Here is a 22,284-nt window from a genome sequence, read left to right on the forward strand (position 1 = left end):
CGGCTTACCTGGGGATCAGCCCGCCGCCGGCTTTTTCACTGTCTTTGGCTTCTTCGCCGCCACAGGCTTTTCAGCAGCCACCGCCGCCTTCGGCTTGGCCGCCGCCTTCTTGCGCGGCGCGGCCTTGGGCGCTAACGCTTCAGCCTCGGCCAGCTTGCGGGCCATCTCCCAGTGGCGGATTTCCTGGCCCGTCGGCTTGCCCTCCGATTCCCAGATTTGATAGGCGAATTCGCGAACACGTTTCTCTTCGACACTCATCACGACGCTCCTGAATGCAGTTAGGCATGATCAATCAACACATTGACCGGAAACTGGGCCAGTACGGTGCTCAATTTCAGCTCCTTTGAAGGGCTGACAGCACCGCCACCGAAAAGTCCCGAGCAGTTGGCAGGCGACAAGGCAAACGGCAGGATCAGCCGCGTATCGTCCCAGTTCTGTGCCGGGATCAATGGGGTTGTGGCGTTAACCAGCAAGCTGCCGGCAAGCCGTGGTGCGACAACGATGGCGCGCTGCTCCTCGCCCAGTCGGGCGAAGGCCAGCACCTTGTCGGCGTGGCGCCCCTGCACGTCGAGCGGCAGGTAGGCGCCACGCCGGAACAGTTCGGGGTGGCTCATGCGACAGTCCAGCAGCCGGGCGATCAGTGCCTGCTTGATGCGCCCGTCCTGCCAGTGGTCGAGCAGTTCAGCCAGGGGCGTGCTGGCGTCCAGGCTGGCACGCCTTGCAGCGTAGTCCACCGGGCGCCGATTGTCCGGGTCGACCAGGCTAAAGTCCCAGTACTCGTTGCCCTGGTACAGGTCGGGCACGCCCGGCGTGGTCATGCGCAGCAGGCATTGCACCAGGCTGTTCAGCGCGCCGGGGCAGGCGATCTGCCGCGCGGCCTCATGCAGCGAGTGGCGCAGCTGCTGGTTCTGCGCGTCCAGCAGCAGGCCGTTCACATAGGCGGCGCAGGCCTGTTCATACGCCTCGTTCGGCGCCGCCCAGCTGCTGCGCAGCTTGGCCTCGCGCAGGGCTTTTTGTTGCCAGTGGACTATGCGCTCGGCGTAGTGGCGCAGTGCATTGGCGTCATGCAGGTCGAGCGCCAGTGGCCAGTTGCCGAGCAGGGTCTGCCACAGCAGCAGCTCATCGCCTGGGCCGGGCGCGGCGCCATCCTCCAACGCCTCGCGCAGCGGCGCCGCCAGTTCGCGCCAGTGCTCCACCCGGCTGGCCAGCCAGGGCCCGCGCTCGCTGAGCACCGCCAGACGCGCCCGGCAATCCTCGCCACGCTTGTGATCGTGGGTGGCGGTGGTCAGCAGGTTGTCGGGGAAGTCGCGCAGGCGGCGCTGCGCTTGCGTGTGAAACCATTCAGGGTCGGCGCTGAAACGCTCGGCCTCGAAGCCCACATCGTTGCGCGACAACAGCCGGGCGCTGCGGTAGAACGCGGTGTCTTCCACGGCTTTGGCGGCGGTTGGCGCGGTCAGTTGCTGGAAACGCACGCAGGCGTGGCGCAGGTGCTTGCGTGGTCGGCCCGGGGGCAGGCGTCGCCAGGGCTGGCCGCCGAGCCATTGCGCCAGGTGCTCGAGCAGCGGCCAGTCGGCCTCGCTCAGTGACTGGCGGGCGTCGGCGAGCGCTTGCTGGAAGAACCCCTCATCCTCGGCCGGGCGGCCACAGGCGTTGATGTAGGTGCGGTACACCGGGTAGTGCTCGGCCAGCGCCTGCAGCGCGCGGCGGATGGCACCGAGGGTGAGGTCACGGGTCATCAGGTCGTCGCGGGCCACCTGCAGCAAGGCCAGGGCCACCGACTCGCAGTCGCCGGCCAGGCTGGCGTTGAGCACCAGATGGCGAGCCTGGCGCACTTCCTCAGGGAACGCCGGCCGTTCGCTGACGGTGCTCCACAGCTCGGTCAGCGGTGCCTCGCCCGTCGGATCGTGTTGCAGCAGCGAGACCTGGTTCATGAACTCGTAGCCGGTGGTGCCGTCGGTGCGCCAGTCGCGGTGCAGGTGTTCATCGGCGCCGAGGATTTTCTCGACGTAGATCGGGAAATGCTCCACGCCCGCCAGCAGCGGCCGCTGCGCCAGCAACCCGTCGACCCGCCGGCGCAGGTTGCGGCAGTAGCGGCGCGGGTCGGCCAGGCCGTCGATATGGTCGATGCGCAGGCCATCCACCAGGCCGCGCTCGATCAGCTCGAACAGCTTGGCGTGGGTGGCCTCGAACACCACCGCACGCTCCACCCGCAGGCCGCCCAGCTCGTTGATGTCGAAGAAGCGCCGCCAGTTGATGTCGTCGGCGGCGGTGCGCCAGCTGGCCAGGCGGTATGTCTGGCGCTCCAGCAACAGGTGCAGGCGCTTGAAGCCGGCTTCGGTGCGGCTGTCGAAGGCGGCCAGGGCGCCTTCGAGGCTGGCCCCGGCGTCGACCACCAGGGCCAGGTCGCGGTGCAGCGCCGCGGCGTCGGCCAACGGTTCGGCGGCCTCGTGCAGGGCGCTGAAGTGTTGGGCCAGGGCCTGCAGCCGTGGGTCTTCGGCATGGCCGAGGATGCGCCCGTAGTCCAGCGGGCAGATCGGGAAACGATGCTCGTGATGGGCGACCTCGAACCGGCCGTGCTCGGCGTCGAAGGTCAGGGGCATGTCACCGTTGAGCAACGCCACGCCATAGTCGCTGCCGAGGAACGGCAACAGCAGTTGCCCGGCCAGCAGCGGGTCGCTGGAGTGCCACTGGATATCGAAGAACTCTGCATAGGGGCTGCGCCGGCCCCAGGCCAGCAGGCTCTGCCACCAGGGGTTGTCGGCGCCGCCCACGGCCATGTGGTTGGACACGGTGTCGAGGATCAGGCCCATGCCGTGCTGGCGCAAGGCAGCCACCAGGCGCTCCAGCGCGGCCTCGCCGCCCAGCTCGGGGTTGACCCGGGTCGGGTCGACCACGTCGTAGCCGTGGCGCGAGCCTGCACGGGCAGTCAGGATCGGCGAGGCATACACATGGCTGATGCCGAGCTGGGCGAAGTAGGGCACCAACGGCGTCGCGTCATCCAGGGTGAAGTCGCTGTGCAGCTGCAGGCGCAGGGTGGCGGTCAGCGGCTTCATCGATCACGCTCCCAGGCTTGTTCGCGGGCCTGGGCCAGCAGCTCCAGGCGCCGCGCCGCGTCCTCGTCGTCGAGCAGCTCGAGGGCCGCGGCCTTGAAGCGGCGCCGCCAGTTGGGGTGGCCAGCAGTGGTGCCGGGCAGGTTGGGTTGTTCGTCGCAGCCCAGCAGGTCCTCCAGCGGTACCAGCACCAAGGGGGCGCGGGTGTGGCCGACGTAACGGATCGCCGCGTCGATCAACGCCGTGTCGTCCGCTAGCGGGCCGTAGTTGTGCTCCAGGGTGCGGCGCAGGCCGTCGCGCTCCAGCGCCCGGCTAGCGCGCCAGTGCTCTTCGGTGGCGGCGTCGATCAGTTGCAGGCGGTTGTTCCAGTCGATGTCACGGGCTTGCAGCCAGCCGGCCAGTGGCGCCAGGTCATGGGTGCCGGTGGTGGCCAGGGCGTTGTCCGGCCAGTCGAGGATCGGCTTGAAGCGGCCGGGCGAGTCCTGCTCGAAGGGCAGCACGCGCATGCCCAGCACGGCCTTGGCCGCCAGGCGCTCGCGCAGGCCTTCGGGCACGGTGCCGAGGTCCTCGCCGAGGATGATCGCCTGGTGCCGTGCCGATTCCAGGGCCAGCAGGCGCAGCAGGTCGTCGAGCGGGTAGTTGAGGTAGGCGCCCTCGCGGGCCGTGGCGCCACGGGGGATCAGCCACAGCCGGCGCAGGCCCATCACATGGTCGATGCGCAGGCCGCCGGCATGGGCCAGGTTGGCCCGCAGCATCTCGATGAAGGCGCGGTAGCCGTTGCGCTTGAGGCCTTCAGGGGAGAAGGCGCAGATGCCCCAGTCCTGCCCCGCGCGGTTGAGGATATCGGGCGGTGCGCCGACCTTGAGGTCGGCCAGCAGTTCGTCCTGGCGGCTCCAGGCCTGGCTGCCGGCGCCGTCGGCGCCCACTGCCAGGTCGGCGATCAGGCCGATCGCCATGCCATTGCTGCACGCCGCGTCCTGGGCGCGTTGCAGGCTGCGTTCGCTGAGCCACTGGCAGAACGCGTGGAATTCGACACGGGCCGGGTAGGCGACAGCGAAGGCTTCGACTTCCGGGTGATAGGGGTCGTGCCAGGCCTTTGGCCAGTGGCGCCAGTCGGCCCCCAGGCCCTGGTCCACCGCCTCGCTTTGCAGCACTTCGAAGCGGCAATGGTGCTCGAGCCGTTCGCCGCCGGCCTCGCGGAAACTGGCGAAGTCTGCGCGCAGCGGGTGGTCGCCCTGGCTGAAATCCTGGTACAGCGCTTCCAGCAACCGCTGTTGGGCCTTGGCGGCGCGTGGCCAGTCCACCAGCGGCTGTTGCTGCAGGTCTTCGAGTGTCTGCGCAAGCCCGCAGGCCTCGATGGCCATGCGCACGGCGCGTTCGCCCAGCAGGGCTGCGGGGCTGGCGTACAGCGCGTTGAGCAACAGTCGGCTGGACGGTGAATAGGGGCTGAAGTGCTGTTGGTCGAAGGCCGACAGCGCATGCATCGGGCTGATCGCCAGGGCATCGGCGCCGCGTTCGGCGGCACTGCGCGCCAGCTGTTCCAGCGCCAGGCAGTCGCCATAGCCGCCATCGCCGGGGCGGCGCAGGCTGTACAACTGCACTGCCAGGCCCCAGCAGCGCGGTGGCGGTTCGCCGATGGCATCTTCGAGCGCGTGGCAGCGCGACGGCGCCACGGCGAGGGTGAAGGTGCGGCCGTCGATGGCCAACTGGTGATAGCCGGTCGGCAGCCCACCCGGCAGGCGTGCCTGGGCATCCAGCACCAGCGTGCGCTGGCTGGCGTCCTCCAGGGTGCAGTGCGCCTGGCTGCCGGCGCTGAACCAGCGTTGCAGGGCCAGGGGCTGGTCGATATCGACGGTCAGCAGCGGGGGCAGGTGTTCGCTGTCTTCGGCCTGCTCGACCAGGCGCAGGCTGCTGGCGATGGCCTGGTCGTCGTCAGCGGGGTGGCCAAGGGCTTGCAGCACATGGCGCAGCACTTCGTCGCTGACCTGCTGCGGGCGGTTGTTGGCGTCGATCCAGTCGCGGGCCAGGCCGACGCGGGCGGCCAGGCGGTGCAGGGGCTGTTCGCTCATGGCGTCTCCGGTGCGGGGGGCAGCAGGCTGACCACGCAGCTGTGCGCGGCGAGTGTCGAGTCGGGGTGGGCGGTGTCGCTGCTGTCGTACAGGCGCAGCGCCTGGGCCGGCAGTTGCGCGGCCTGGGGCTGGGCGTCGAGGTTGAGGTCGATGCGCAGTTGCTGGCCGTTGCCCAGGCGCCAGCGTGCGGTGAGTGCCTTGTCGCCCAGCACCTCGGTGCCCAGTGCACGGGTGCCGGGCAGGTGCGGGATGAGGTGGCGTTTGCGCAGGTCGAGCAACTGCTGATAGAGGCCGTGCCAGCCGGCCAGCACGTTCTTTTGTTGCGGCCTGGAGCTTTCGAAGGTGGTTTCGGCGTTGGGGTCGGGGATCTGTTCGCGTCTGGCGGGGTCGGCAAAGGCGTCGAAGTGGGCGAACTCGCCACGCCGGCCCTCGCGCACGGCATCGGCCAGCGTGTCGTGGAAGTCGGTGAAGAACAGGAACGGCTCGCGGCTGCCGTCGTCGTCGCCCATGAACAGCAGCGGGATCATCGGCGCCAGCAGCAACAGCCCGGTGGCCGCGCGCAAGGCCTGCGGCGGGCAGAGGCGGGCAAGGCGCTCGCCCAGGGCGCGGTTGCCGACCTGGTCGTGGTTCTGCAGGAACAGCACGAACGCTGTCGGCGGCAGATGTGCCGATGGCTCACCGCGTGGGGTGCCGTGGCGGTTGGTCTGGCCCTGGAACACGAAGCCCTCGGCCAGGCAGCGTGCCAGCTGGTGGATCGGCCGCTGCTGGTAGTCGGCGTAGTAGCCTTCGGTTTCGCCCGTCAGCAGCACGTGTAAGGCGTTGTGGCCGTCGTCGTTCCACTGGGCGTCGAAGCCCTGCTGCAACAGCGCGGCCTGGTTGTGCTCGTTTTCCAGCACCAGCCAGATCTGCCGGCCCGGCGCGACCGCTGCGCGCACGCGCTGGGCCAGTTCGACGAGGAAGTCCGGTTGGTCGATGGCGTGCACCGCATCCAGGCGCAGGCCGTCGCAGCGGTAGTCGCACAGCCACATCAGCGCGTTCTGGATGAAGTACTCGCGCACCGCTGGCCTGCGAAAGTCGATGGCCGCGCCCCAGGGCGTCTGCCGGTCCTGGCGAAAGAACGGGCTGGCGTACTGGTGCAGGTAGTTGCCGTCCGGGCCGAAGTGGTTGTAGACCACGTCCACCAGCACCATCAGGCGGTGGCCGTGGGCTTGGTCGATCAGTGCGCACAGCTCCTGCGGCGTGCCGTAGCTGTGCTGTGGGGCGAACGGCAGCACGCCGTCATAACCCCAGTTACGCTCACCGGGGAACTGGCCCAGCGGCATCAGCTCGATGGCGCTGATGCCCAGCGCGGCCAGGCGTGGTAGCGCCTCGGCCACGCCGCGGTAACCGCCGAGCAGGCCCACGTGCAGCTCCTGGATCACCGCCTCGTGCCACGGGCGGCCCTGCCAGGGGTGCTGCCACCGGAACCCGGCAAGGTCCACCAGCTCACTCGGCCCCTGCACGCCCTCGGGCTGATAGCGCGAAGCCGGGTCGGCCACCTTGAGCTGCCGGTCGATAAGCAACTGATACCGCTCGCCTGCCTGGCACGGGGCAATGCCGACGTACCAACCGTCATCAACGGGCGACAGCTCAACGGCGGGCTGCCGCTCGACTTCCACGCTCACGCTGCGCGCATCCGGCGCCCAGAGGGCAAAGTGCGCCGACGTGGCGTCCACTACTTGCGCGCCATGCCTTTGCATCGTCCGCTCTCCGCTCAGTAGTGGGCGATCTGGGTCTGCTTGACCAGGTCCTCATACAGCCGCGCGTAGGGTTCCACCGCCTGGCACCAGTTGAAGGGCTGGGTCATCGACAGGCAGCGCATGGCGTTGAGCAGGTGCTTCTTGCCGTACACATAGAAGGCGCGGCTCAGCGCTTCGCGGTAGCTTTCCAAGGTCGAGTCGTTGAACAGGAACCCGGTGACGCCGTTCTCGATGGTGTCGGCCAGCCCGCCGGTATTGCGCGCCACCGGCAGCGAGCCGAAGCGTTGCGCGTACATCTGGCTCAGCCCGCACGGCTCATAGCGCGATGGCATCAGCAGAAAATCGCTGCCGGCGAACATCCGCCGGGCATCGGTTTCGTTGAAGCCGATGCGCACGCCGATGCGGCCCGGGTGACGCAGTGCCAGCTCGCGCATGGCCTGTTCTTCCTCGGGCTCGCCACGGCCGATGATGGCGATCTGGCCGCCTTGTTCGACGATGTAGTCGGCCACGCCCAGGGTCAGGTCCAGGCCTTTCTGGTAGACCAGCCGCGAGACCACGGCGAACAGCGGCCCCTTGGACGCGTCCAGGCCGAACAATTCGCGCACCTGCTGGGTGTTGCGCGCCTTGCCGTCCCAGTCGTTGAGGCTGAAGTTGTGCACCAGGTGCCCGTCGGTGGCCGAATCCCAGCTCTCGTCGATGCCGTTGGGGATACCGCCGAGCAAGCCTTGCTGGGCCTTGCTGGCGAGGAAACCGTCCAGGCCGCAGCCGAACTCGGGGGTGGTGATTTCCCGGGCGTAGGTGGCGCTCACCGTGGTGATGTGGCTGGAGTAGGCCAGGCCCGCCTTGAGGAACGACAGCTTGCCGTAGAACTCCATGCCTTCCTGTTGCATGGCGTGGTCGGGGATCGCCAGCTCCGGGCTGCAGGCGCGGCTGTACACGCCCTGGTAGGCCAGGTTGTGGATGGTGAACAGGGTCGGGGTGCTCAGCCCGCGCCAGTGCATGTAGGCCGGGGCCAGGCCGGCCGGCCAGTCGTGGGCGTGCACCAGGTCGGGGCGCCAGTGGGCCATGCCTTCACCGGCGGCAATTTCTGCGGCGGCCAGGCCCAGGCGGGCGAAGCGGATATGGTTGTCCGGCCAGTCGCGGCCGTTGTTGGCGCCGTAGGGGGTGCCTTCGCGCTGGTACAACTCGGGGCAGATCAGCACATAGATCACCAGGCCGTCGGCCAGGTCCATGCGGCCGATCTTGCACGGTGGCAGTGCCGCATGGCCGCCCAGTTCACCGACGATATGGATGGGGTTGTCGCTCTCCATCACCTGGGGGTAGCCGGGGATCAGCACCCGCACATCGTGCAGGTGGGCCAACGCCCGTGGCAGGGCGGCGGACACGTCGCCCAGGCCGCCGGTCTTGACCAGGTCGGCGATTTCCGAGGTGACGAACAGGACCTTGCGCTTGTTGGGGTTGTGCTGGCGCTGGGCGCCGGGTGCCTTGACTGTCGGGGCGAGGCTGGGTGGCAGCGGCTCGCGGCTATCCGATTTGAATGCATCTACGTGAGGTTCGACAGCGGCACTGATCATACTTCTCTCCGTCCCTTGTTTTTGCGGGTGCGGGCACCCGTTGCGTTATTTCGTGCTGGTTCTCTCTGATCGGTGGTGCATCTTCGTAGTGCGGTCCTTGCCCGATATCGGTGCGCGCAGGCACGGCACGCTCGGCAATCCGGCCGAAAAGCGTGTAGACGGGTGGGGGTGGGTGGGCCTGGCGTGAGGAAGTCCCTTTGCGTTGGCCTACTTAGCTCCTGACCTGCCCGCATTTCGGAAAGTTCGACTTTTTTACGTCACTTTTTCCGAGCAAAACGCGGGCCGAATCTGGAGTGTAGGGGACGAAACGACATTCTTGTGACTTGCTGGTCATTTTTCTGATGACCGTTCGTCCCCGCAAACGTTGGCGGGTGTTACAAAATTTGTACAGGTAGGAAGGTGCTTGGTCGGCGGGTAGGGCGGGAGGTGAAAACGGGCAGGGCGGGGAGCCGCTCGGCTCCCTGCGCAGGGGCGGTGACTCAGAGACTGGCAGGCTTGCCTTGCAGGCGGGCCTGTTCCAGCAGTTGGTTCAAGTGCGCCACTTGCTGGCGCAGCTGGTCACGTTCGTCCTTCAGTTGGCGCAGTTCATCACGGCGTACGGACACGTAGAGGGTCTGGGTGGGAGTGGCAGGCATCAGGGTACCCATGAGCACACCTCGCAGGGCTGGCTGGTGACAAATCAAAGCGTAGTCGCTTCACGCGGCGCGCATTCTGAATTCTTTCCCTGGCCATGGGAACTTTTTTGTTTATCGTGGTCTCGCCGTTCGTCGGTGAACCCTCTGCGGGTACGCTGGACTAATCTGAAATCCTTAACGGCTGTAATCCATTTCTAACGGGAGCGTCACCACATGCAACTGGGAATCGTCGGGCTGGGCCGCATGGGCGGCAATATCGCAAGGCGCCTGATGCGCGCCGGCCACCGCACCGTGGTGCATGACCGCAACCGTGAAGCGATCACCGGGCTTGAAGGCGAGGGCGCGCAAGGGGCTCACGACCTTGGTGCGCTGGTGCAGAAGCTCAAGGCGCCGCGCGCGGTGTGGGTCATGCTGCCGGCGGGCGAGCCCACCGAGCAGACCATCGCCCAGCTGGCCGAACTGCTGGAGCCGGGCGATGCGATCATCGACGGCGGCAACACTTTCTATAAGGACGACATGCGCCGTGCGGCCGAGCTGGCCAAGCGTGGCCTGCATTACCTGGACGTTGGCACCTCCGGTGGCGTGTGGGGCCTGGACCGCGGCTACTGCATGATGATCGGTGGCGAGAAGGAGGTGTTCGAGCGCCTGGAACCGCTGTTCAAGGCCCTGGCCCCCGGCGTCGGCGACATCCCCCGCACGCACGGGCGCAGCGGTGAGCACGAGCGCGCCGAGCATGGCTACATCCACGCCGGCCCACCCGGCGCCGGCCACTACGTGAAGATGGTGCACAACGGCATCGAGTACGGCTTGATGCAGGCCTACGCCGAAGGCTTCGACCTGCTGCGCAGCAAGGGCGGCGACGAACTGCCCGAAGACCAGCGCTTCGACCTCAACCTGACCGAGATCGCTGAGGTGTGGCGTCGTGGCAGCGTGGTCACCTCCTGGCTGCTGGACCTGACCGCCGACGCCCTGGTTGCCGACCCACAGTTGTCCGCGTTCAGCGGTTCGGTGTCTGACAGTGGCGAAGGGCGCTGGACCATCGACGCCGCCGTGGAGCAGGCAGTGCCGGTGCCGGTGCTGTCCAGCGCGCTGTTCGCCCGTTTTCGCTCGCGCCAGCAGCAGGGCACCTACGGTGACAAGATCCTCTCGGCCATGCGCCTGGGCTTCGGTGGCCACGTCGAGAAGAAAGGCGAATGACCAAACCAAACATTCCTGCCGCTCCACCCTGCACCCTGTTCCTGTTCGGCGCCAACGGCGACCTGGTCAAGCGCCTGCTGATGCCGGCGCTGTACAACCTGAGCCGTGATGGCTTGCTGGACCGCAACCTGCGCATCGTCGGGGTCGATCACAATGCGGCCACCGCCGAAGCGTTCGCCGAGCGCCTGCATGCCTTCATGCTGGAGCGTGACCAGGGCCGCGAAGGCAGCGAGCGCTGCCTGGACGACAAGCTCTGGGCGCGCCTGGCCAAGCGCCTGGACTACCAGACCGGCGACTTCCTTGACCCGGCGACTTACCAGGCCCTGGCCAAACGCATCGACAAGACCAGCCACGGCAATGCCATCTTCTACCTGGCCACCTCGCCACGCTTCTTCCCGGAAGTGGCCCAGCGCCTGGGTGATGCCGGCTTGCTCGACGAGTCCGCCGGGGGCTTCCGGCGGGTGGTGGTGGAGAAACCCTTCGGCACCGACCTGGCCAGCGCCGAAGCGCTGAACGCCCGCCTGCTGAAGGTGATGAACGAGCGGCAGATCTACCGCATCGACCATTACCTGGGCAAGGAGACGGTGCAGAATATCCTGGTCAGCCGTTTTTCCAACGGCCTGTTCGAGTCGTTCTGGAACAACCATTACATCGATCACGTGCAGATCACTGCGGCCGAGACCGTCGGCGTCGAGACCCGCGGCGCCTTCTATGACAGTACCGGCGCCCTGCGCGACATGGTGCCCAACCACCTGTTCCAACTGTTGGCGATGGTTGCCATGGAGCCGCCGGCCGCCTTTGGCGCCGATGCGGTGCGTGGCGAGAAGGCCAAGGTGATCGGCGCCATCCGCCCGTGGACGACGAAGATGGCACTGAAAAATTCGGTGCGTGGCCAGTACACCAGCGGCAAACAGGGGCGCAAGCCGCTGGCCGGTTACCGCGACGAGCCCAATGTTGGCAAAGACAGCCAGACCGAAACCTACGTCGCCCTTAAAGTGATGATCGACAACTGGCGCTGGGCCGGCGTGCCGTTCTACCTGCGCACCGGCAAGCGCATGAGTGTGCGCGACACCGAGATCGCCATCTGCTTCAAGCCCGCGCCTTATGCGCAGTTCCGCGAAAGCGAGCTGGAGCGGCCCAAGCCCAACTACCTGAAGATCCAGATCCAGCCCAACGAGGGCATGTGGTTCGACCTGCAGGCCAAGCGGCCCGGGCCGGAGCTGGTCATGGAAAACGTCGAGCTGGGGTTTGCCTACAAGGACTTCTTCCAGATGACCCCGGCGACCGGTTACGAGACCTTGATCTACGACTGCCTGACGGGTGACCAGACCCTGTTCCAGCGCGCCGACAACATCGAGAACGGCTGGCGCGCGGTGCAGCCGTTTCTCGATGCCTGGGCCAGCGAGGCGGGTGAGGTGCATGGGTATGCGGCCGGGGAGGATGGCCCGGAGGCTGGCAACGAGCTGCTGACCCGCGACAAGCGCGAGTGGCATAACTTGGGTTGATGGTTGCCTGCACCGGCCTCATCGCGGGGCAAGTCGCATCGGCGCACCGCCGCTCCCACGACAGTGGGCTGCCCCCAAGAAGTTGGACACCAATCCAAGCCTTGGGAGTAGTCCACTGTCGTGGGAGCGGCGGTGCGCCGATGCGACTTGCCCCGCGATGAGGCCGAATCAGGCGGAACGACCAGCGCCCCCAGGCATCCAACCTCAGGCCCACCCGCCAAAGGAGCCCGGATGCCTGCCCTCATCGAAGACTACGCCCTCATCGGCAACTGCCGCAGCGCCGCCCTGGTCAGCCGCGACGGCGCCATCGACTGGCTGTGCCTGCCACGCTTCGACGCCCCGGCCGTGTTCGCGGCATTACTGGGCAACGAAGAAAACGGACGCTGGCGCATCGCCCCCAGTGACCCGGTGGAACACTGCACACGCCGCTACCTCGACGACACCCTGGTGCTGGAAACCCACTGGACTACCGCCAGCGGCCGGGCCCGGGTGCTCGACTGCATGCCCCTGGGGGACAGCAACGCCATCGTGCGCATCGTCGAGGGCCTGGCGGGCGCTACCGCGTTCGAGATGGACCTGGTGCTGCGCTTCGACTACGGCCGCAGCGTGCCCTGGGTGGAGAAGATCGACCCGCTGACCCTCAGCGCGGTGGCCGGCCCCGACCGGCTGATACTGCGCAGCAGTGTCGAAGCCCATGGCCAGGACCATCACAGCGTTGCGCGTTTTCGCGTGGGCGCTGGCGAGCGTCAGGTATTCAGCCTTTGCCACCAGCCCTCGCACCTGCCCGTGCAGCCCGGCTGCGATGTCGATCATGACCTGGCACAGACCATCGCCCAATGGCAGGCCTTCGCCGCCCGCTGCCCGGACGTCGGCCCCTACACCCATCTGGTGCGCCGCTCGCTGCTGACGCTCAAGGCCATGACCTACGCGCCCACCGGTGGCATGGTCGCCGCCGTCACCACTTCGCTGCCCGAGCGCGTGGGTGGCGAACGCAATTGGGACTACCGCTACTGCTGGCTGCGTGACGCCACCATGACCTTGCTGGCCCTGATGAACCTCGGCTACTTCGACGAAGCCCAGGCCTGGCGCGAATGGTTGCTGCGTTCGGTGGCCGGCAACCCCGAGCAGATGCAGATCATGTACGGCCTGGCGGGGGAGCGTGACCTGCCCGAGTTCAGCTTGCCCTGGCTGGCGGGCTACGAGCACTCCCGGCCGGTGCGCGTCGGCAATGCCGCCTCCGAACAGTTGCAGCTCGATATCTATGGCGAACTCGCCGACGCCATGACCCAGGCCATCAAGGGCGGCCTGCCGCGTCATCCGCGCAGCTCCGCCATCGCCCGGCTGATCTTGCCCTACGTGGAAAGCATCTGGCGCGAGCCTGACGAAGGTCTGTGGGAGGTGCGCGGCGGCCGCCAGCATTTCGTGCACTCCAAGGTCATGGCCTGGGTCGCGTTCGACCGCGCCGCCAGCCTGGCCGAGACCACCGAGGAAGACCGCGAGCGAGGTAGGCACTACCGGCGCGTTGCCGAGCAGATCCGTGCTGAAGTCTGCACGCGTGGCCTGGACCCTTCCGGGCAGCACTTCGTGCAGGCCTATGGCTCGACCGAGCTGGACGCCAGCCTGCTGCAGATTGCCCTGACCGGTTTTTTGCCGGCGGATGATCCGCGCTTTCTGCGCACCCTTGAGCAGGTCGAACGGCGCCTGCTGCGCAACGGCCTGCTGCTGCGCTACGACAGCGACAGCTGCAGCGATGGCCTGACGCCGGGGGAGGGCACGTTCCTGGTGTGTTCGTTCTGGCTGGCGGATGTGTATGTGCTGCTTGGGCGCCAGCAGGATGCGCAAACGCTGTATGAGCGGCTGACCGGGTTGTGCAATGACGTTGGGCTGCTGGCCGAGCAGTACGACCCGGTGGGCAAGCGGATGCTGGGGAATTTTCCGCAGGCGTTCAGCCATATCGGGGTCATCAATACGGCGTTGAATCTGCATCGGGCGCGGTGTCCGGTGCGGGATAGGGCGCAAGGGGCTGGTTGGGATAGAGGGTGAGGGCTGCCAGGGGCATGGCGACAGAGTGGGTGAAGGCCACCAGGTGCCTGCCGATGTTTTTGCGGCGCTTATGAGATCGAGCGCCGCCCGCGCGGCGCTTCGCGGGTAAATCGCAGCGGCGAACCGCCGCTCCCACAGTTTGTTTCGGGCCAATTATTTCTGTGAAAGTACCGGCGCCTGCCTTGGTGCATGCCTTGAGTCCGGTGGGGCGGTGGCAACGCCCACACTGAAACCGCGTCGTACCAACAAGGCAGACTAGGTGATGACATAGGAGAGACTGGCCCGAAACAAACTGTGGGAGCGGGTTTACCCGCGAAGCGCCGCGCGGGCGGCGCTCGATCTCATAGGCGCTGAAGATCTATCGCCAGGCACCTGTTGGCCCAGACTCAATCCGAAGACGAGCACCAGATCGCTATGACATGATGGCCAGCCCCGCGCACATCTACACCCGCATCGAAAAGGACTGCTCAATGACTTCATCGCCCCCCGACGGCCTGCCGGTCTACCGCCTGATCACCGGCAAGGACGACGCCAGCTTCTGCCAGCGCATTTCGCAGCTGCTTGCCTTGGGCTACAAGCTGCATGGTTCGCCCAGCGTCACCTTCGATGCCAACCTGGGCCACGTGATTGCCGCCCAGGCGGTGCTCTGGCCGACGGTGGAAGAATGAACGCAATCACCCTGCGACTGGCCGTCGTCGAGGATGCCGACGCCATCGCGGCGCTGGTCAGCGAAGCCTACAGCCCTTACATCGCCAGGATCGGTCGCAAACCGGCACCGATGCTCGACGATTACCAACAGGTCGTGCGCGAGGATGATGTGTTGGTTGCCACGCTGACCTCGCGCATCGTCGGGCTACTGGTCATGCGCCGGGAGGGGCGCGAGATGCTGTTGGTGAACGTCGCTGTGTCGCCCGCATGCAAAGGGCAGGGCGTCGGGCGGATGCTGATGGACTTCTGCGAGGCACATGCCCGCGCCGCAGGGTGTGAGGCCATCCGGCTCTATACCCATGAGCGGATGACCGAAAACATCGCGATTTATGCCCGGTTGGGCTATCACGAGACGCATCGGGCTGCGCAGGACGGGTTTGAGCGGGTCTTCATGCGTAAGTCACTGCTCTAACCACGGCCTGCGTTTCACTTGTGGGAGCCGGCTTGCCGGCGATGAGGCCAGCACAGGAAGGTCACTGCAAAGCGCCCCCGCTACCTTGGCCTCCCCACCAAAGCGGCCCCCGCACAAGCCGCCGCAATCGCCGCGATCCCCACACATTGCAGCAGGCTCAACGTCTCTCCCAGCACCAGCCAGCCGGCAATCGCCCCGGCGGCCGGCGAGGCGCTGAGCAGCACGCCGAACACACTCGGCGGCAGGTGGCGCATGGCGAACATGTCCAGCAGGAAGGGCAGGGTGCTGGACAGCAAGGCCACCGCCAGCCCCACGGCCAGCACCGTGGGCTGCAGCAGCTGGCTGCCGGCCTGCAGCGTGCCCAGCGGCACCCCGAGCAACGCCGCCACCAGCATGCCGCTGGCCACCGCCTGGCGGCCATGCACCGCCACCCGTGTGCCCAAGGTCACGTACAGGCCCCAGGCCAGCGCAGCGGCCAGGGCAAAGGCCACGCCGCGCAGGTCCAGCCCATCTGCACCGGCCCCCCAGGGCAACAGCACCAGGCCGAACGCCGACAGGGCGATCCACAGCAGATCAATGCGCCGCCGCGAGCTCAACAATGCGACGCCCAGTGGGCCGATCACTTCGATCGACACCGCGATACCCACCGGGATGTACAGGAACGCCCGGTAGATCAGCAGGTTCATCAAACCCATCATCAGGCCGTAGCCGACCAGGTCGCGCAGGTTGGCCTGGCGCCAGATGCGCCACGGGCGCAGCACTACCAGTAGAATCAGCGCCGAGAGGCCCAGGCGCAGCGCAGCCACGCCTTCCGGCCCCACCAGCGGGAAGATGGCCTTGCCGACGGCGGCGCCCGATTGCACTGACACCAGCCCCAGCAGGGCGGCAAGGATGGGGGTGAATGCCCCCGGGTTGGCTTGGCGCACAACGACCTCCACGCAGATTCGTGGCAGGATTCTACTGCGCCGGCCCTGAAGCATTGGCTGTATAACGCGCCGCAGGATGAGTGAATTGCTTTTTTCGGACCCTGAACATGAATGATTTGCCCAAGCGCCCGCTCGACAGCTTCGACCAGGCGATCCTGCGCATGCTGCAACAGGACAACAAGACCTCGCAGCGGGTGATCGCCGAGGCCATCGGCCTGTCGACCCCCGCCGTGCAGCGGCGCATCACCCAGCTCGAAGCCAGCGGGGTGATTCTTGCCAATACTGCCGTCATCGCTCCGGAGGCGTTGGGCCAGGAGCTCACCGCCATCGTCGAGTCGCGCCTGTGCGACGACCGCTCGCTGGTGATGGACCGCGCCAAGCGCTATTTCGCTGGAGTGCCGCAGGTGCAGCAGTGCTACTTCGTCAGCGGCGGGGTGTCGTTCATCATCGTCATGCTGGCGCGCAACGTCGCGCATTTCGAAAAACTGGTCAGGCAACACTTTGCCGACAACGACGATATCCAGACCTACCGCACGCTGATCGTGCTGGACAAGGTGAAAGTGGGGTTGGGGGTGACAGTGTAGGGCTGCTTCTGAGGTGTGCCTGTGGCGCCTGCCCTGTGGGAGCCGGCTTGCCGGCGATGAGTCCAGTGCAAGCAACACAAGCCAGTTGCCCCCACCTGTTGATGAAGGATGATCAGCGTTTTCGAAAAGTGTGACGCATTGCGTCACAAACCTTGTTTTGCGATCTTTACCTCATGGAGTCACAGTGCGCTTCAAGCAAATAACAGGAACGCTCTCCATGGCCATGCACAACCCGCCTCACCCCGGTGAAACCCTGCGCGAGGACGTGTTACCCGCGCTGGGCCTGACGGTGAGGGCCTTCGCTGCGCACCTGGGTTTTTCCCGCGAAGCGCTGTCCCGTGTACTGCATGGCCGGGCGGCCGTCTCTCCCGACCTTGCCGTGCGCCTGGAGATGGCCGGCATCAGCACCGCGCGGCTGTGGCTGACCATCCAGGTCGACTACGACATCTGGCAGGCGCGGCAGCGCCAGCAACCCGTGATCACGCGGCTTCATCAGGCTGCCTGAAAACGCGAAGCCCGGGACGAACGTCTCGGGCTTTCTTCCTACACGATGTAACGAATTGACTGGCTGTCTTGGTGGTCTTTAGCAGCATGTCTTTTCAGAAGTGAACCACTTTTCCGACTCACCTATGGAAGATGAGTCGGCACTATGGAAAGCACCACCTCACAAGAAACACCCCGTAACGACGCCCTGCGCGACACGCGCCTACCTACTGTCCACACCACAACCCACGGCCTGCCGCCGGACCAGCGCTTTGCCAGCTGGCGCCTGACCGCCGATGTGCTGTTCAACACCAGCGCAGCAGGCGAGGGCGCTTTCGACGCGTCGCTGCGGATCTTTCACTTCAATCGCTTTCTGCTGTGCAGCGGCCATCTGGACGGCGCCCGCTATCGGCGCGACCACCTGCGTCTGGGTTGCTGCGACCTCGACCATTACCTGTTGCACATGCCGCTGCAGCGAGGGCTGGTGGCGGGCAACGGGCTGCGGGTATGGCCGGGCGATGTGGCAGTGCTCGACCTGACGCAGCCGGCGGACTTCCGTACCGCGTCGGGTGAGGGCATGAGCCTGTTGGTACCGCGTACGGCGCTGTTGGCGTACGAGGCAAACCAGTTGCATGGCCTGGTCCTGCGCCGAGGCAGCGCGAGCGGCCGCTTGCTGGCTGGAGTACTCAAGGCGTTGGCCGTGGCGGCGCCGGGCCTTGGCCAGGATGAAGGCGTGCGCCTGAGCCTGCCGATACTGGCGGTGGTGGCTGCGTGCCTGGCCAAGGAGGCCAGCCGCCAACCTGCCGCTGCGCAGCCCGGGCCGACCAGCTTGGGCCGCCGGGCACGTCTGTACATCGAGCACAACCTGCACCGCGACGACCTCAGCCCCGCCGTGCTGGCCAAGGCCTTGGCCACTTCGCGCAGCCAGCTTTACCGGGCGTTCGAGCGTTTCGGAGGGGTGCGCCATTACCTGCTGCAACGCCGCTTGCGGCGATGCCTGCTGGCCTTCGGCGAGGCGGGCAATGGCGGCATGCGCATTGGCGACGTGGCCTACGCCAACGGTTTTGCCGATGAGGCGTACTTCAGCCGGGTGTTCCGCAAGGCGTTCGGCCTGTCCCCGAGTTCGGCACGCACGGCGCTGCAGCGCGGCGAGCTGCCAACCCATGCCCGGCTTATGGCGCTGCTTGGTGAAGAACCCGCGCTTGCGCAGTGGATCAACGAGCTGACCTGCCATTGAGGCAATGCGGTGCTGCCTATTTTGGGACGCACAGCCAGGTTTTCGGGACGTACGCCTCAGGACACCCTGCGGGCCCGCTCGTAACCTGAACTCACCCGGTAACCCAACCCTTCCTCCACCCGGTGCCGTCCCTGGTGCGTGAAAGCCCCGGTGTGCAGGCTCAGCGAAGTCGCCAGGACGGCAGCGGCACCCAACGTGACAAGGAGCGTCTGACGTGGCGAACCAATCCCTTCACCATCTCATCCAGAGCATTGCCGGCGCGGTCGCCGAGGCGCAGGACAAGATCCAGCGTTTCCAGGTGTCCACCGTGCGCCAGTACTTCGACGCAGACAATCGGCCGATCAGTATCGATGTGCGCCTGCCCTCGCATTCGCCCGAGGCGAAGGACGGCGAAGAGCGTGTGGTGCGCGTGCCGCTGCTGTCCCTCGTGGGGGCGCGGCTGATGTCGGTGAAAGACATGGAGATCTCGTTCGAAGTTGGCCTGAACGCCGACGACCCAAGCGTCGCTGCCGCCTCGGGCGATGACGGCTCTGGCTGGCCGAGCGAATCCCACACGCCTCTGAACGTCGATCTGGGCGTTCGCCGCAATGGTGAAGGCGGGCCGCTGGCGCGCGTCACCCTCAAAGTCGAAACCCAGCCCCCTTCGGAGGGGATGGCTCGGCTGTTGCAAAACCTCGATAAATTGATCTGATCCAGGAAGGAGAAACACACATGGCTAACTTCTCGATGGGTGACCAGTTCCGCGGCCTGCCCATGGGCGACCTGATTGGCGGCCCGCTGACCGCCGCCTGCGACGCACAGGTACGCCTGGCCAATGCCACCGCCGACTTCATCAAGGTGATCGGCTTCCTGCCACCGCCACCCGACCCTAACAACACCGACCCCAATGCAGTGGGCGACGTACGCACGGTCAGCTTCCGTTTCGACCGCCCCTCCACCAGCAAGCCCGACGACGGCACCATCCCGATGGAGCGGGTAGAGCTTGAAGTACCGCTGCTGGCGGTGGTCAAGGTGCCGAACCTGTCGATCAACAAGGTGGATATCACCTTCGACATGGAAGTGAAGAACTCCGAGCAGTCACGCGAGGCCACCGACGCGCAAGCGGCGATGTCGGCCGAGGCCAGTGTCGGCTGGGGGCCATTCAGCGCCAAGGTGAACATCTCCGGCTCGGTGTCTTCGCACAAGGAGAACACCCGCTCCACTGACCAGTCGGCCAAGTACCACGTCGAGGTCCACGCGGCCGACGACGGCATGCCCGAAGGCCTGGCGCGGGTACTCGACATGATTGCCCAGTCGGTTGCGCCAAAAGCCATCACCCAGCAGTAAGGGGCGGCACACCGCCAACCGCCTGATTGCTTGAGCGTTGCCAGCGGTTGGCCGTCAGTCTTTTCCGGAAAGGGAGCTCCGTGATGTTCGATCTAACGGACGTGGGATATGTGAAACGCATCGTCGTCGGCAGCACCGATCCGGAAAAGCTGACGTCGCACGAGGTGATCCAGGCGCAGACCGCGCTGCTCAATCGTTGCCTGAGCGAGCCGCCCAAAGGGCGCATCGTCGGCATCGAGAAAACCTTCAACCTGCTCAACATCGGTGAGCACCAGGTGGTGCTGCAATCGCTGATCTACCACGTGGGCTTCAGCCGCCGGCCGTTCTGGCTGGCCGATGACCAGGAGGCCTCGTGATGAAACAGTTGCAAGACTTCATTCAGACCCTCGCCGAGTCCATGCGCTGCGCGCAGCGGGCCACCGGCCTGCGTTGGCCGGGTGTGCAGATCGTCTCGATGCAGGTGCAGCTTGCGGCCACCGTCGAAGCCGGCGATGCGCAGGACATGCTGGCACTGCGTATCGGCGCTGAACCACAGCAACCGCAGGCACTGCACGCCCTGAGCATCGAGGTGCCGGGTAACGAGAACGAGGCGATCGTCGTGCAACTCGACGGCCAGTTGGTCGGACGCTACGGGAGCCACGGCGATGCCCAAACGAACTGACCGCTCGATGCGGCTGCTGCTCTCCCGGCAGGAGACCCAGACCCTGCGTTCAATCCTGCGCGACAAACCCGGCCAGACGGCGCCGAAGTCGGTGCCCAGATGGCTGCTCTGCGCCTTGGGTGCGGTGCTGCTGACGGGGCTGGTGTCGCTGGGCCTGATAGAGCCTGAACTGGCGCTTGCCATCGCCAAGAAGGCGGGGCTGGTGCTGGGTTCTGAAGCAGGCAATCACTGATAAACAAGGAGCGTGATCATGAAACATCTGGCTGCAACACTGGCTGGCGCGGTTGCGCTGGCCACCCTGGCCTCGGCCTGGGCCGACGACCAGTACCAGGGTACTTTCAAGGACAACGGCCGGCCGGTGCCGGTATTGCTGAACATTGATGCCACCGCCGGGCTTGGCGACATCGCCGGCAAGGTTCGCTTCAACGGCGAATGGAAGTGTGGCTTTGACCTTGAGTTCAACGGTGTCGACGGGCCGCTCAGCACCTATAGCCTCGAAGGCAGCGGCCCCGGCCGGTGCGTCTCGCTGACGCTCGGCTATCTGCAGGCCCAGCGCGGCACCGACGGCCTGCAGGTCCAGCTGTATACCCAGGCCAACAAGCTGGCCTACACCCTCACGCTGGCGCCACCCGCCAAGTAACCCCACCAACCCTTTGATTCGCTGACAAGGCAGGGCCCTCCCGCGGCCTCACGGGGAGCGGCTTGCCTGCGAAAAGGAGCAGACCATGTGCATCACCCATAGCGTCGGCCCCGGTGGCAACAACGCCAGCGCCGATGTCCGCAGCCTGCAGCTGCTGCTCAACCTCAACAGCGGGCAACGCGGCTTCAGTTGCAAACTCGGTACCGATGGCCAGTGGGGCGCGGCTTCGCGCAGTGCCCTGGCAAGCTTCCAGCAGGCCATTGGCATCCCGCCCGGGCAACCGGTCAAGCCCGATGATGCAACCTTGGCAGCCCTGCGCACTGGCCTGCCGGCCGGGCTGGTCGCGCCCAAGCTGTGGGCGGTGATGATCAACGCCAGCGGTGCGCGCATCGACGCCTTCACGCAACCGATGCTCGACGTGTTCGCCCGTTACGCCATCGACACGCCGCTGCGAATCGTCCACTTCCTCGCGCAGATCGCCCATGAAAGTGGCTGCCTGCGTTACACCGAAGAACTCGCCTCGGGCAGTGCCTACGACGGGCGCAAGGACCTGGGCAACCTGCAGCCCGGCGACGGCCCGCGCTTCAAGGGGCGCGGCTTGATCCAGCTGACCGGTCGCGCCAACTACCGCCAGTACGGCCAGTACTGCAAGCGTGATTTCGAAGCCAAGGACGACCCCGCCCTGGTGAGTACCGACCCGGCCCTGGCGGTGGATGTCGCCGGTTGGTTCTGGATGACCCGCAAGCTCAACGATTGGGCCGACCAGGACAACTTGCGCGAGATCACCCGTCGCATCAACGGCGGCTTCAACGGCGTCGACGATCGCGCCGCCTACCTGGCCCGGGCCAAGTGGCTGCTGCTCGGCTGAACCTTCAGTTCACCCCTTTGCGCCGCCTGTGGCGCAGCCCGAGGACGACAACGTCCTGCAACCGCAAGAAAAGGAGCTTCATCATGAAAAAGACTTTCGTGTTCCCACGCGCGCGCGCCACGCTGGCTGGCCTGGCGGTCATCGGCAGCCTGGCCTTCGCGCAAACCTCGGTGGCCTGCCCGCAGGGCAATTCGGCGGGCAATCCTGCGGTCGACCAGCAGCATGTATTCTGCGGCGAGGTCAGCGGTGGCGCCGCCAAAGGCCTGCATAGCCGCCCCGGCGGCGTGATGCCCAACAGCGCCGCGACCACCCCGGCCACCACCGTCACCGTCTCGCCGACAATGCCCGCCGGGATCTACGCGCTGAACAACTTCACCATCACCCAGGCTGGGCAGACGCGCACCAAGACCATTTCCACGATGTTCCCGGACGCCTGCACCCAGGCCAATGTGGTTGCCGCTATCCAGAACGCCTATAACAACCGCACTTCGTTGAACGGCACCCGCTTCACCGGCCCGTCGGGGGCGACCTGCGGCGCGGGTACGCCTACGGTGTCATTCGACATAGTCGGCTACCTGGAAACCGTCGGTGGCAACGTGGTCAGGACGGCCTATCCTGCGTATTGAA

At 66.3% G+C, this 22,284-nt stretch carries 23 protein-coding genes; 16 read left to right on the forward strand and 7 right to left on the reverse strand.

The window, feature by feature from the left end; all coding sequences use genetic code 11:
• Nucleotides 1-15: 15 nt before the first annotated feature.
• The 6 genes from DM373_RS11050 to DM373_RS28940 form a co-directional block, all read right to left on the reverse strand.
• The gene (locus tag DM373_RS11050; RefSeq protein WP_110993605.1) at nt 16-261 is read right to left on the reverse strand and encodes a DUF2934 domain-containing protein; all 246 of its coding nucleotides are present in this window, start codon (nt 259-261) and stop codon (nt 16-18) included.
• Nucleotides 262-278: 17 nt separating this feature from the next.
• Nucleotides 279-3,053, reverse strand: coding sequence for a malto-oligosyltrehalose synthase (locus DM373_RS11055; protein ID WP_110993606.1), 2,775 nt, complete (start codon nt 3,051-3,053; stop codon nt 279-281).
• On the reverse strand, nt 3,050-5,119 hold the full coding sequence (gene malQ, locus DM373_RS11060; RefSeq protein ID WP_110993607.1) for a 4-alpha-glucanotransferase: 2,070 nt from the start codon (nt 5,117-5,119) through the stop codon (nt 3,050-3,052). The genes DM373_RS11055 and malQ overlap by 4 nt, the downstream gene beginning before the upstream one ends.
• A complete protein-coding gene (treZ, locus tag DM373_RS11065) occupies nt 5,116-6,858 on the reverse strand; it encodes a malto-oligosyltrehalose trehalohydrolase (RefSeq protein ID WP_110993608.1) in 1,743 nt (580 codons plus the stop codon). Before treZ ends, malQ begins: the two co-directional genes overlap by 4 nt.
• A gap of 14 nt (nt 6,859-6,872) precedes the next feature.
• Complete coding sequence (glgA, locus tag DM373_RS11070; protein WP_110993609.1) at nt 6,873-8,432, reverse strand: glycogen synthase GlgA; 1,560 nt, start codon at nt 8,430-8,432, stop codon at nt 6,873-6,875.
• A gap of 479 nt (nt 8,433-8,911) precedes the next feature.
• Entirely contained in the window at nt 8,912-9,079 is a 168-nt protein-coding gene (locus tag DM373_RS28940) for a DUF6026 family protein (protein WP_167409825.1), read from the reverse strand.
• A 201-nt stretch (nt 9,080-9,280) separates the two neighbouring features.
• Between DM373_RS28940 and gnd the strand changes: the two genes are divergently transcribed.
• The 5 genes from gnd to DM373_RS11095 all read left to right on the forward strand — a co-directional run bounded on the left by gnd (nt 9,281) and on the right by DM373_RS11095 (nt 14,932).
• Nucleotides 9,281-10,264, forward strand: a complete 984-nt coding sequence (gene gnd / locus DM373_RS11075) for a phosphogluconate dehydrogenase (NAD(+)-dependent, decarboxylating) (RefSeq protein WP_110993610.1) — start codon at nt 9,281-9,283, stop codon at nt 10,262-10,264.
• Entirely contained in the window at nt 10,261-11,769 is a 1,509-nt protein-coding gene (gene zwf / locus DM373_RS11080; RefSeq protein ID WP_110993611.1) for a glucose-6-phosphate dehydrogenase, read from the forward strand. Before gnd ends, zwf begins: the two co-directional genes overlap by 4 nt.
• A gap of 231 nt (nt 11,770-12,000) precedes the next feature.
• Nucleotides 12,001-13,812: a glycoside hydrolase family 15 protein gene (locus DM373_RS11085; RefSeq protein WP_110993612.1), complete on the forward strand. Its 1,812-nt coding sequence runs from the start codon at nt 12,001-12,003 to the stop codon at nt 13,810-13,812.
• 470 nt (nt 13,813-14,282) lie between these two features.
• Nucleotides 14,283-14,480 carry a DUF1737 domain-containing protein gene (locus DM373_RS11090; protein WP_110993703.1) on the forward strand — a complete coding sequence of 66 codons (198 nt, stop codon included), beginning with the start codon at nt 14,283-14,285 and terminating at the stop codon, nt 14,478-14,480.
• Complete coding sequence (locus DM373_RS11095; RefSeq protein ID WP_110993613.1) at nt 14,477-14,932, forward strand: GNAT family N-acetyltransferase; 456 nt, start codon at nt 14,477-14,479, stop codon at nt 14,930-14,932. Before DM373_RS11090 ends, DM373_RS11095 begins: the two co-directional genes overlap by 4 nt.
• An 80-nt stretch (nt 14,933-15,012) precedes the next feature.
• Here the strand turns inward: DM373_RS11095 and DM373_RS11100 are convergent, their stop codons facing one another.
• The gene (locus DM373_RS11100) at nt 15,013-15,858 is read right to left on the reverse strand and encodes an EamA family transporter (RefSeq protein ID WP_244215058.1); all 846 of its coding nucleotides are present in this window, start codon (nt 15,856-15,858) and stop codon (nt 15,013-15,015) included.
• 107 nt (nt 15,859-15,965) lie between these two features.
• Between DM373_RS11100 and DM373_RS11105 the strand changes: the two genes are divergently transcribed.
• The 11 genes from DM373_RS11105 (at nt 15,966) to DM373_RS11155 (ending at nt 22,283) form a co-directional block, all read left to right on the forward strand.
• Nucleotides 15,966-16,442 (forward strand): Lrp/AsnC family transcriptional regulator, encoded by a 477-nt coding sequence (locus DM373_RS11105; protein ID WP_244215059.1) that lies wholly within the window; start codon nt 15,966-15,968, stop codon nt 16,440-16,442.
• A 217-nt stretch (nt 16,443-16,659) separates the two neighbouring features.
• The gene (locus tag DM373_RS11110) at nt 16,660-16,947 is read left to right on the forward strand and encodes a HigA family addiction module antitoxin (RefSeq protein WP_110993615.1); all 288 of its coding nucleotides are present in this window, start codon (nt 16,660-16,662) and stop codon (nt 16,945-16,947) included.
• Nucleotides 16,948-17,091: 144 nt separating this feature from the next.
• The gene (locus DM373_RS11115) at nt 17,092-18,162 is read left to right on the forward strand and encodes a helix-turn-helix domain-containing protein (protein ID WP_244215060.1); all 1,071 of its coding nucleotides are present in this window, start codon (nt 17,092-17,094) and stop codon (nt 18,160-18,162) included.
• A gap of 214 nt (nt 18,163-18,376) precedes the next feature.
• Nucleotides 18,377-18,853 (forward strand): DUF2589 domain-containing protein, encoded by a 477-nt coding sequence (locus DM373_RS11120; RefSeq protein ID WP_110993616.1) that lies wholly within the window; start codon nt 18,377-18,379, stop codon nt 18,851-18,853.
• A 20-nt stretch (nt 18,854-18,873) separates the two neighbouring features.
• Entirely contained in the window at nt 18,874-19,488 is a 615-nt protein-coding gene (locus DM373_RS11125; protein ID WP_110993617.1) for a DUF2589 domain-containing protein, read from the forward strand.
• An 83-nt stretch (nt 19,489-19,571) separates the two neighbouring features.
• Nucleotides 19,572-19,844, forward strand: a complete 273-nt coding sequence (locus DM373_RS11130; RefSeq protein WP_110993618.1) for a hypothetical protein — start codon at nt 19,572-19,574, stop codon at nt 19,842-19,844.
• Nucleotides 19,844-20,149: a hypothetical protein gene (locus DM373_RS11135; RefSeq protein ID WP_110993619.1), complete on the forward strand. Its 306-nt coding sequence runs from the start codon at nt 19,844-19,846 to the stop codon at nt 20,147-20,149. Before DM373_RS11130 ends, DM373_RS11135 begins: the two co-directional genes overlap by 1 nt.
• Entirely contained in the window at nt 20,133-20,381 is a 249-nt protein-coding gene (locus tag DM373_RS11140; RefSeq protein WP_157966836.1) for a hypothetical protein, read from the forward strand. The genes DM373_RS11135 and DM373_RS11140 overlap by 17 nt, the downstream gene beginning before the upstream one ends.
• An 18-nt stretch (nt 20,382-20,399) precedes the next feature.
• Nucleotides 20,400-20,789 (forward strand): hypothetical protein, encoded by a 390-nt coding sequence (locus tag DM373_RS11145; protein ID WP_110993621.1) that lies wholly within the window; start codon nt 20,400-20,402, stop codon nt 20,787-20,789.
• An 85-nt stretch (nt 20,790-20,874) separates the two neighbouring features.
• Nucleotides 20,875-21,657, forward strand: a complete 783-nt coding sequence (locus DM373_RS11150; protein WP_110993622.1) for a glycoside hydrolase family 19 protein — start codon at nt 20,875-20,877, stop codon at nt 21,655-21,657.
• An 83-nt stretch (nt 21,658-21,740) separates the two neighbouring features.
• Nucleotides 21,741-22,283 carry an EndoU domain-containing protein gene (locus tag DM373_RS11155; protein ID WP_110993623.1) on the forward strand — a complete coding sequence of 181 codons (543 nt, stop codon included), beginning with the start codon at nt 21,741-21,743 and terminating at the stop codon, nt 22,281-22,283.
• Nucleotide 22,284 lies beyond the last annotated feature (1 nt).

Source organism: Pseudomonas sichuanensis (genome assembly GCF_003231305.1).
GTDB lineage: Bacteria > Pseudomonadota > Gammaproteobacteria > Pseudomonadales > Pseudomonadaceae > Aquipseudomonas > Aquipseudomonas sichuanensis.

What these genes read in the sequence shown, in the direction of transcription:
- DM373_RS11105 (WP_244215059.1), top strand. Translation starts at nt 15,966, where the DNA reads ATGAATGATTTGCCCAAGCGCCCGCTCGACAGCTTCGACCAGGCGATC.
- DM373_RS28940 (WP_167409825.1), bottom strand. Translation starts at nt 9,079, where the DNA reads ATGGGTACCCTGATGCCTGCCACTCCCACCCAGACCCTCTACGTGTCC.
- DM373_RS11140 (WP_157966836.1), top strand. Translation starts at nt 20,133, where the DNA reads ATGCCCAAACGAACTGACCGCTCGATGCGGCTGCTGCTCTCCCGGCAG.
- DM373_RS11155 (WP_110993623.1), top strand. Translation starts at nt 21,741, where the DNA reads ATGAAAAAGACTTTCGTGTTCCCACGCGCGCGCGCCACGCTGGCTGGC.
- DM373_RS11085 (WP_110993612.1), top strand. Translation starts at nt 12,001, where the DNA reads ATGCCTGCCCTCATCGAAGACTACGCCCTCATCGGCAACTGCCGCAGC.
- DM373_RS11110 (WP_110993615.1), top strand. Translation starts at nt 16,660, where the DNA reads ATGGCCATGCACAACCCGCCTCACCCCGGTGAAACCCTGCGCGAGGAC.
- DM373_RS11055 (WP_110993606.1), bottom strand. Translation starts at nt 3,053, where the DNA reads ATGAAGCCGCTGACCGCCACCCTGCGCCTGCAGCTGCACAGCGACTTC.
- DM373_RS11115 (WP_244215060.1), top strand. Translation starts at nt 17,092, where the DNA reads ATGGAAAGCACCACCTCACAAGAAACACCCCGTAACGACGCCCTGCGC.
- DM373_RS11125 (WP_110993617.1), top strand. Translation starts at nt 18,874, where the DNA reads ATGGCTAACTTCTCGATGGGTGACCAGTTCCGCGGCCTGCCCATGGGC.
- malQ (WP_110993607.1), bottom strand. Translation starts at nt 5,119, where the DNA reads ATGAGCGAACAGCCCCTGCACCGCCTGGCCGCCCGCGTCGGCCTGGCC.
- treZ (WP_110993608.1), bottom strand. Translation starts at nt 6,858, where the DNA reads ATGCAAAGGCATGGCGCGCAAGTAGTGGACGCCACGTCGGCGCACTTT.
- glgA (WP_110993609.1), bottom strand. Translation starts at nt 8,432, where the DNA reads ATGATCAGTGCCGCTGTCGAACCTCACGTAGATGCATTCAAATCGGAT.
- DM373_RS11130 (WP_110993618.1), top strand. Translation starts at nt 19,572, where the DNA reads ATGTTCGATCTAACGGACGTGGGATATGTGAAACGCATCGTCGTCGGC.
- gnd (WP_110993610.1), top strand. Translation starts at nt 9,281, where the DNA reads ATGCAACTGGGAATCGTCGGGCTGGGCCGCATGGGCGGCAATATCGCA.
- DM373_RS11135 (WP_110993619.1), top strand. Translation starts at nt 19,844, where the DNA reads ATGAAACAGTTGCAAGACTTCATTCAGACCCTCGCCGAGTCCATGCGC.
- DM373_RS11090 (WP_110993703.1), top strand. Translation starts at nt 14,283, where the DNA reads ATGACTTCATCGCCCCCCGACGGCCTGCCGGTCTACCGCCTGATCACC.
- DM373_RS11095 (WP_110993613.1), top strand. Translation starts at nt 14,477, where the DNA reads ATGAACGCAATCACCCTGCGACTGGCCGTCGTCGAGGATGCCGACGCC.
- zwf (WP_110993611.1), top strand. Translation starts at nt 10,261, where the DNA reads ATGACCAAACCAAACATTCCTGCCGCTCCACCCTGCACCCTGTTCCTG.
- DM373_RS11150 (WP_110993622.1), top strand. Translation starts at nt 20,875, where the DNA reads ATGTGCATCACCCATAGCGTCGGCCCCGGTGGCAACAACGCCAGCGCC.
- DM373_RS11145 (WP_110993621.1), top strand. Translation starts at nt 20,400, where the DNA reads ATGAAACATCTGGCTGCAACACTGGCTGGCGCGGTTGCGCTGGCCACC.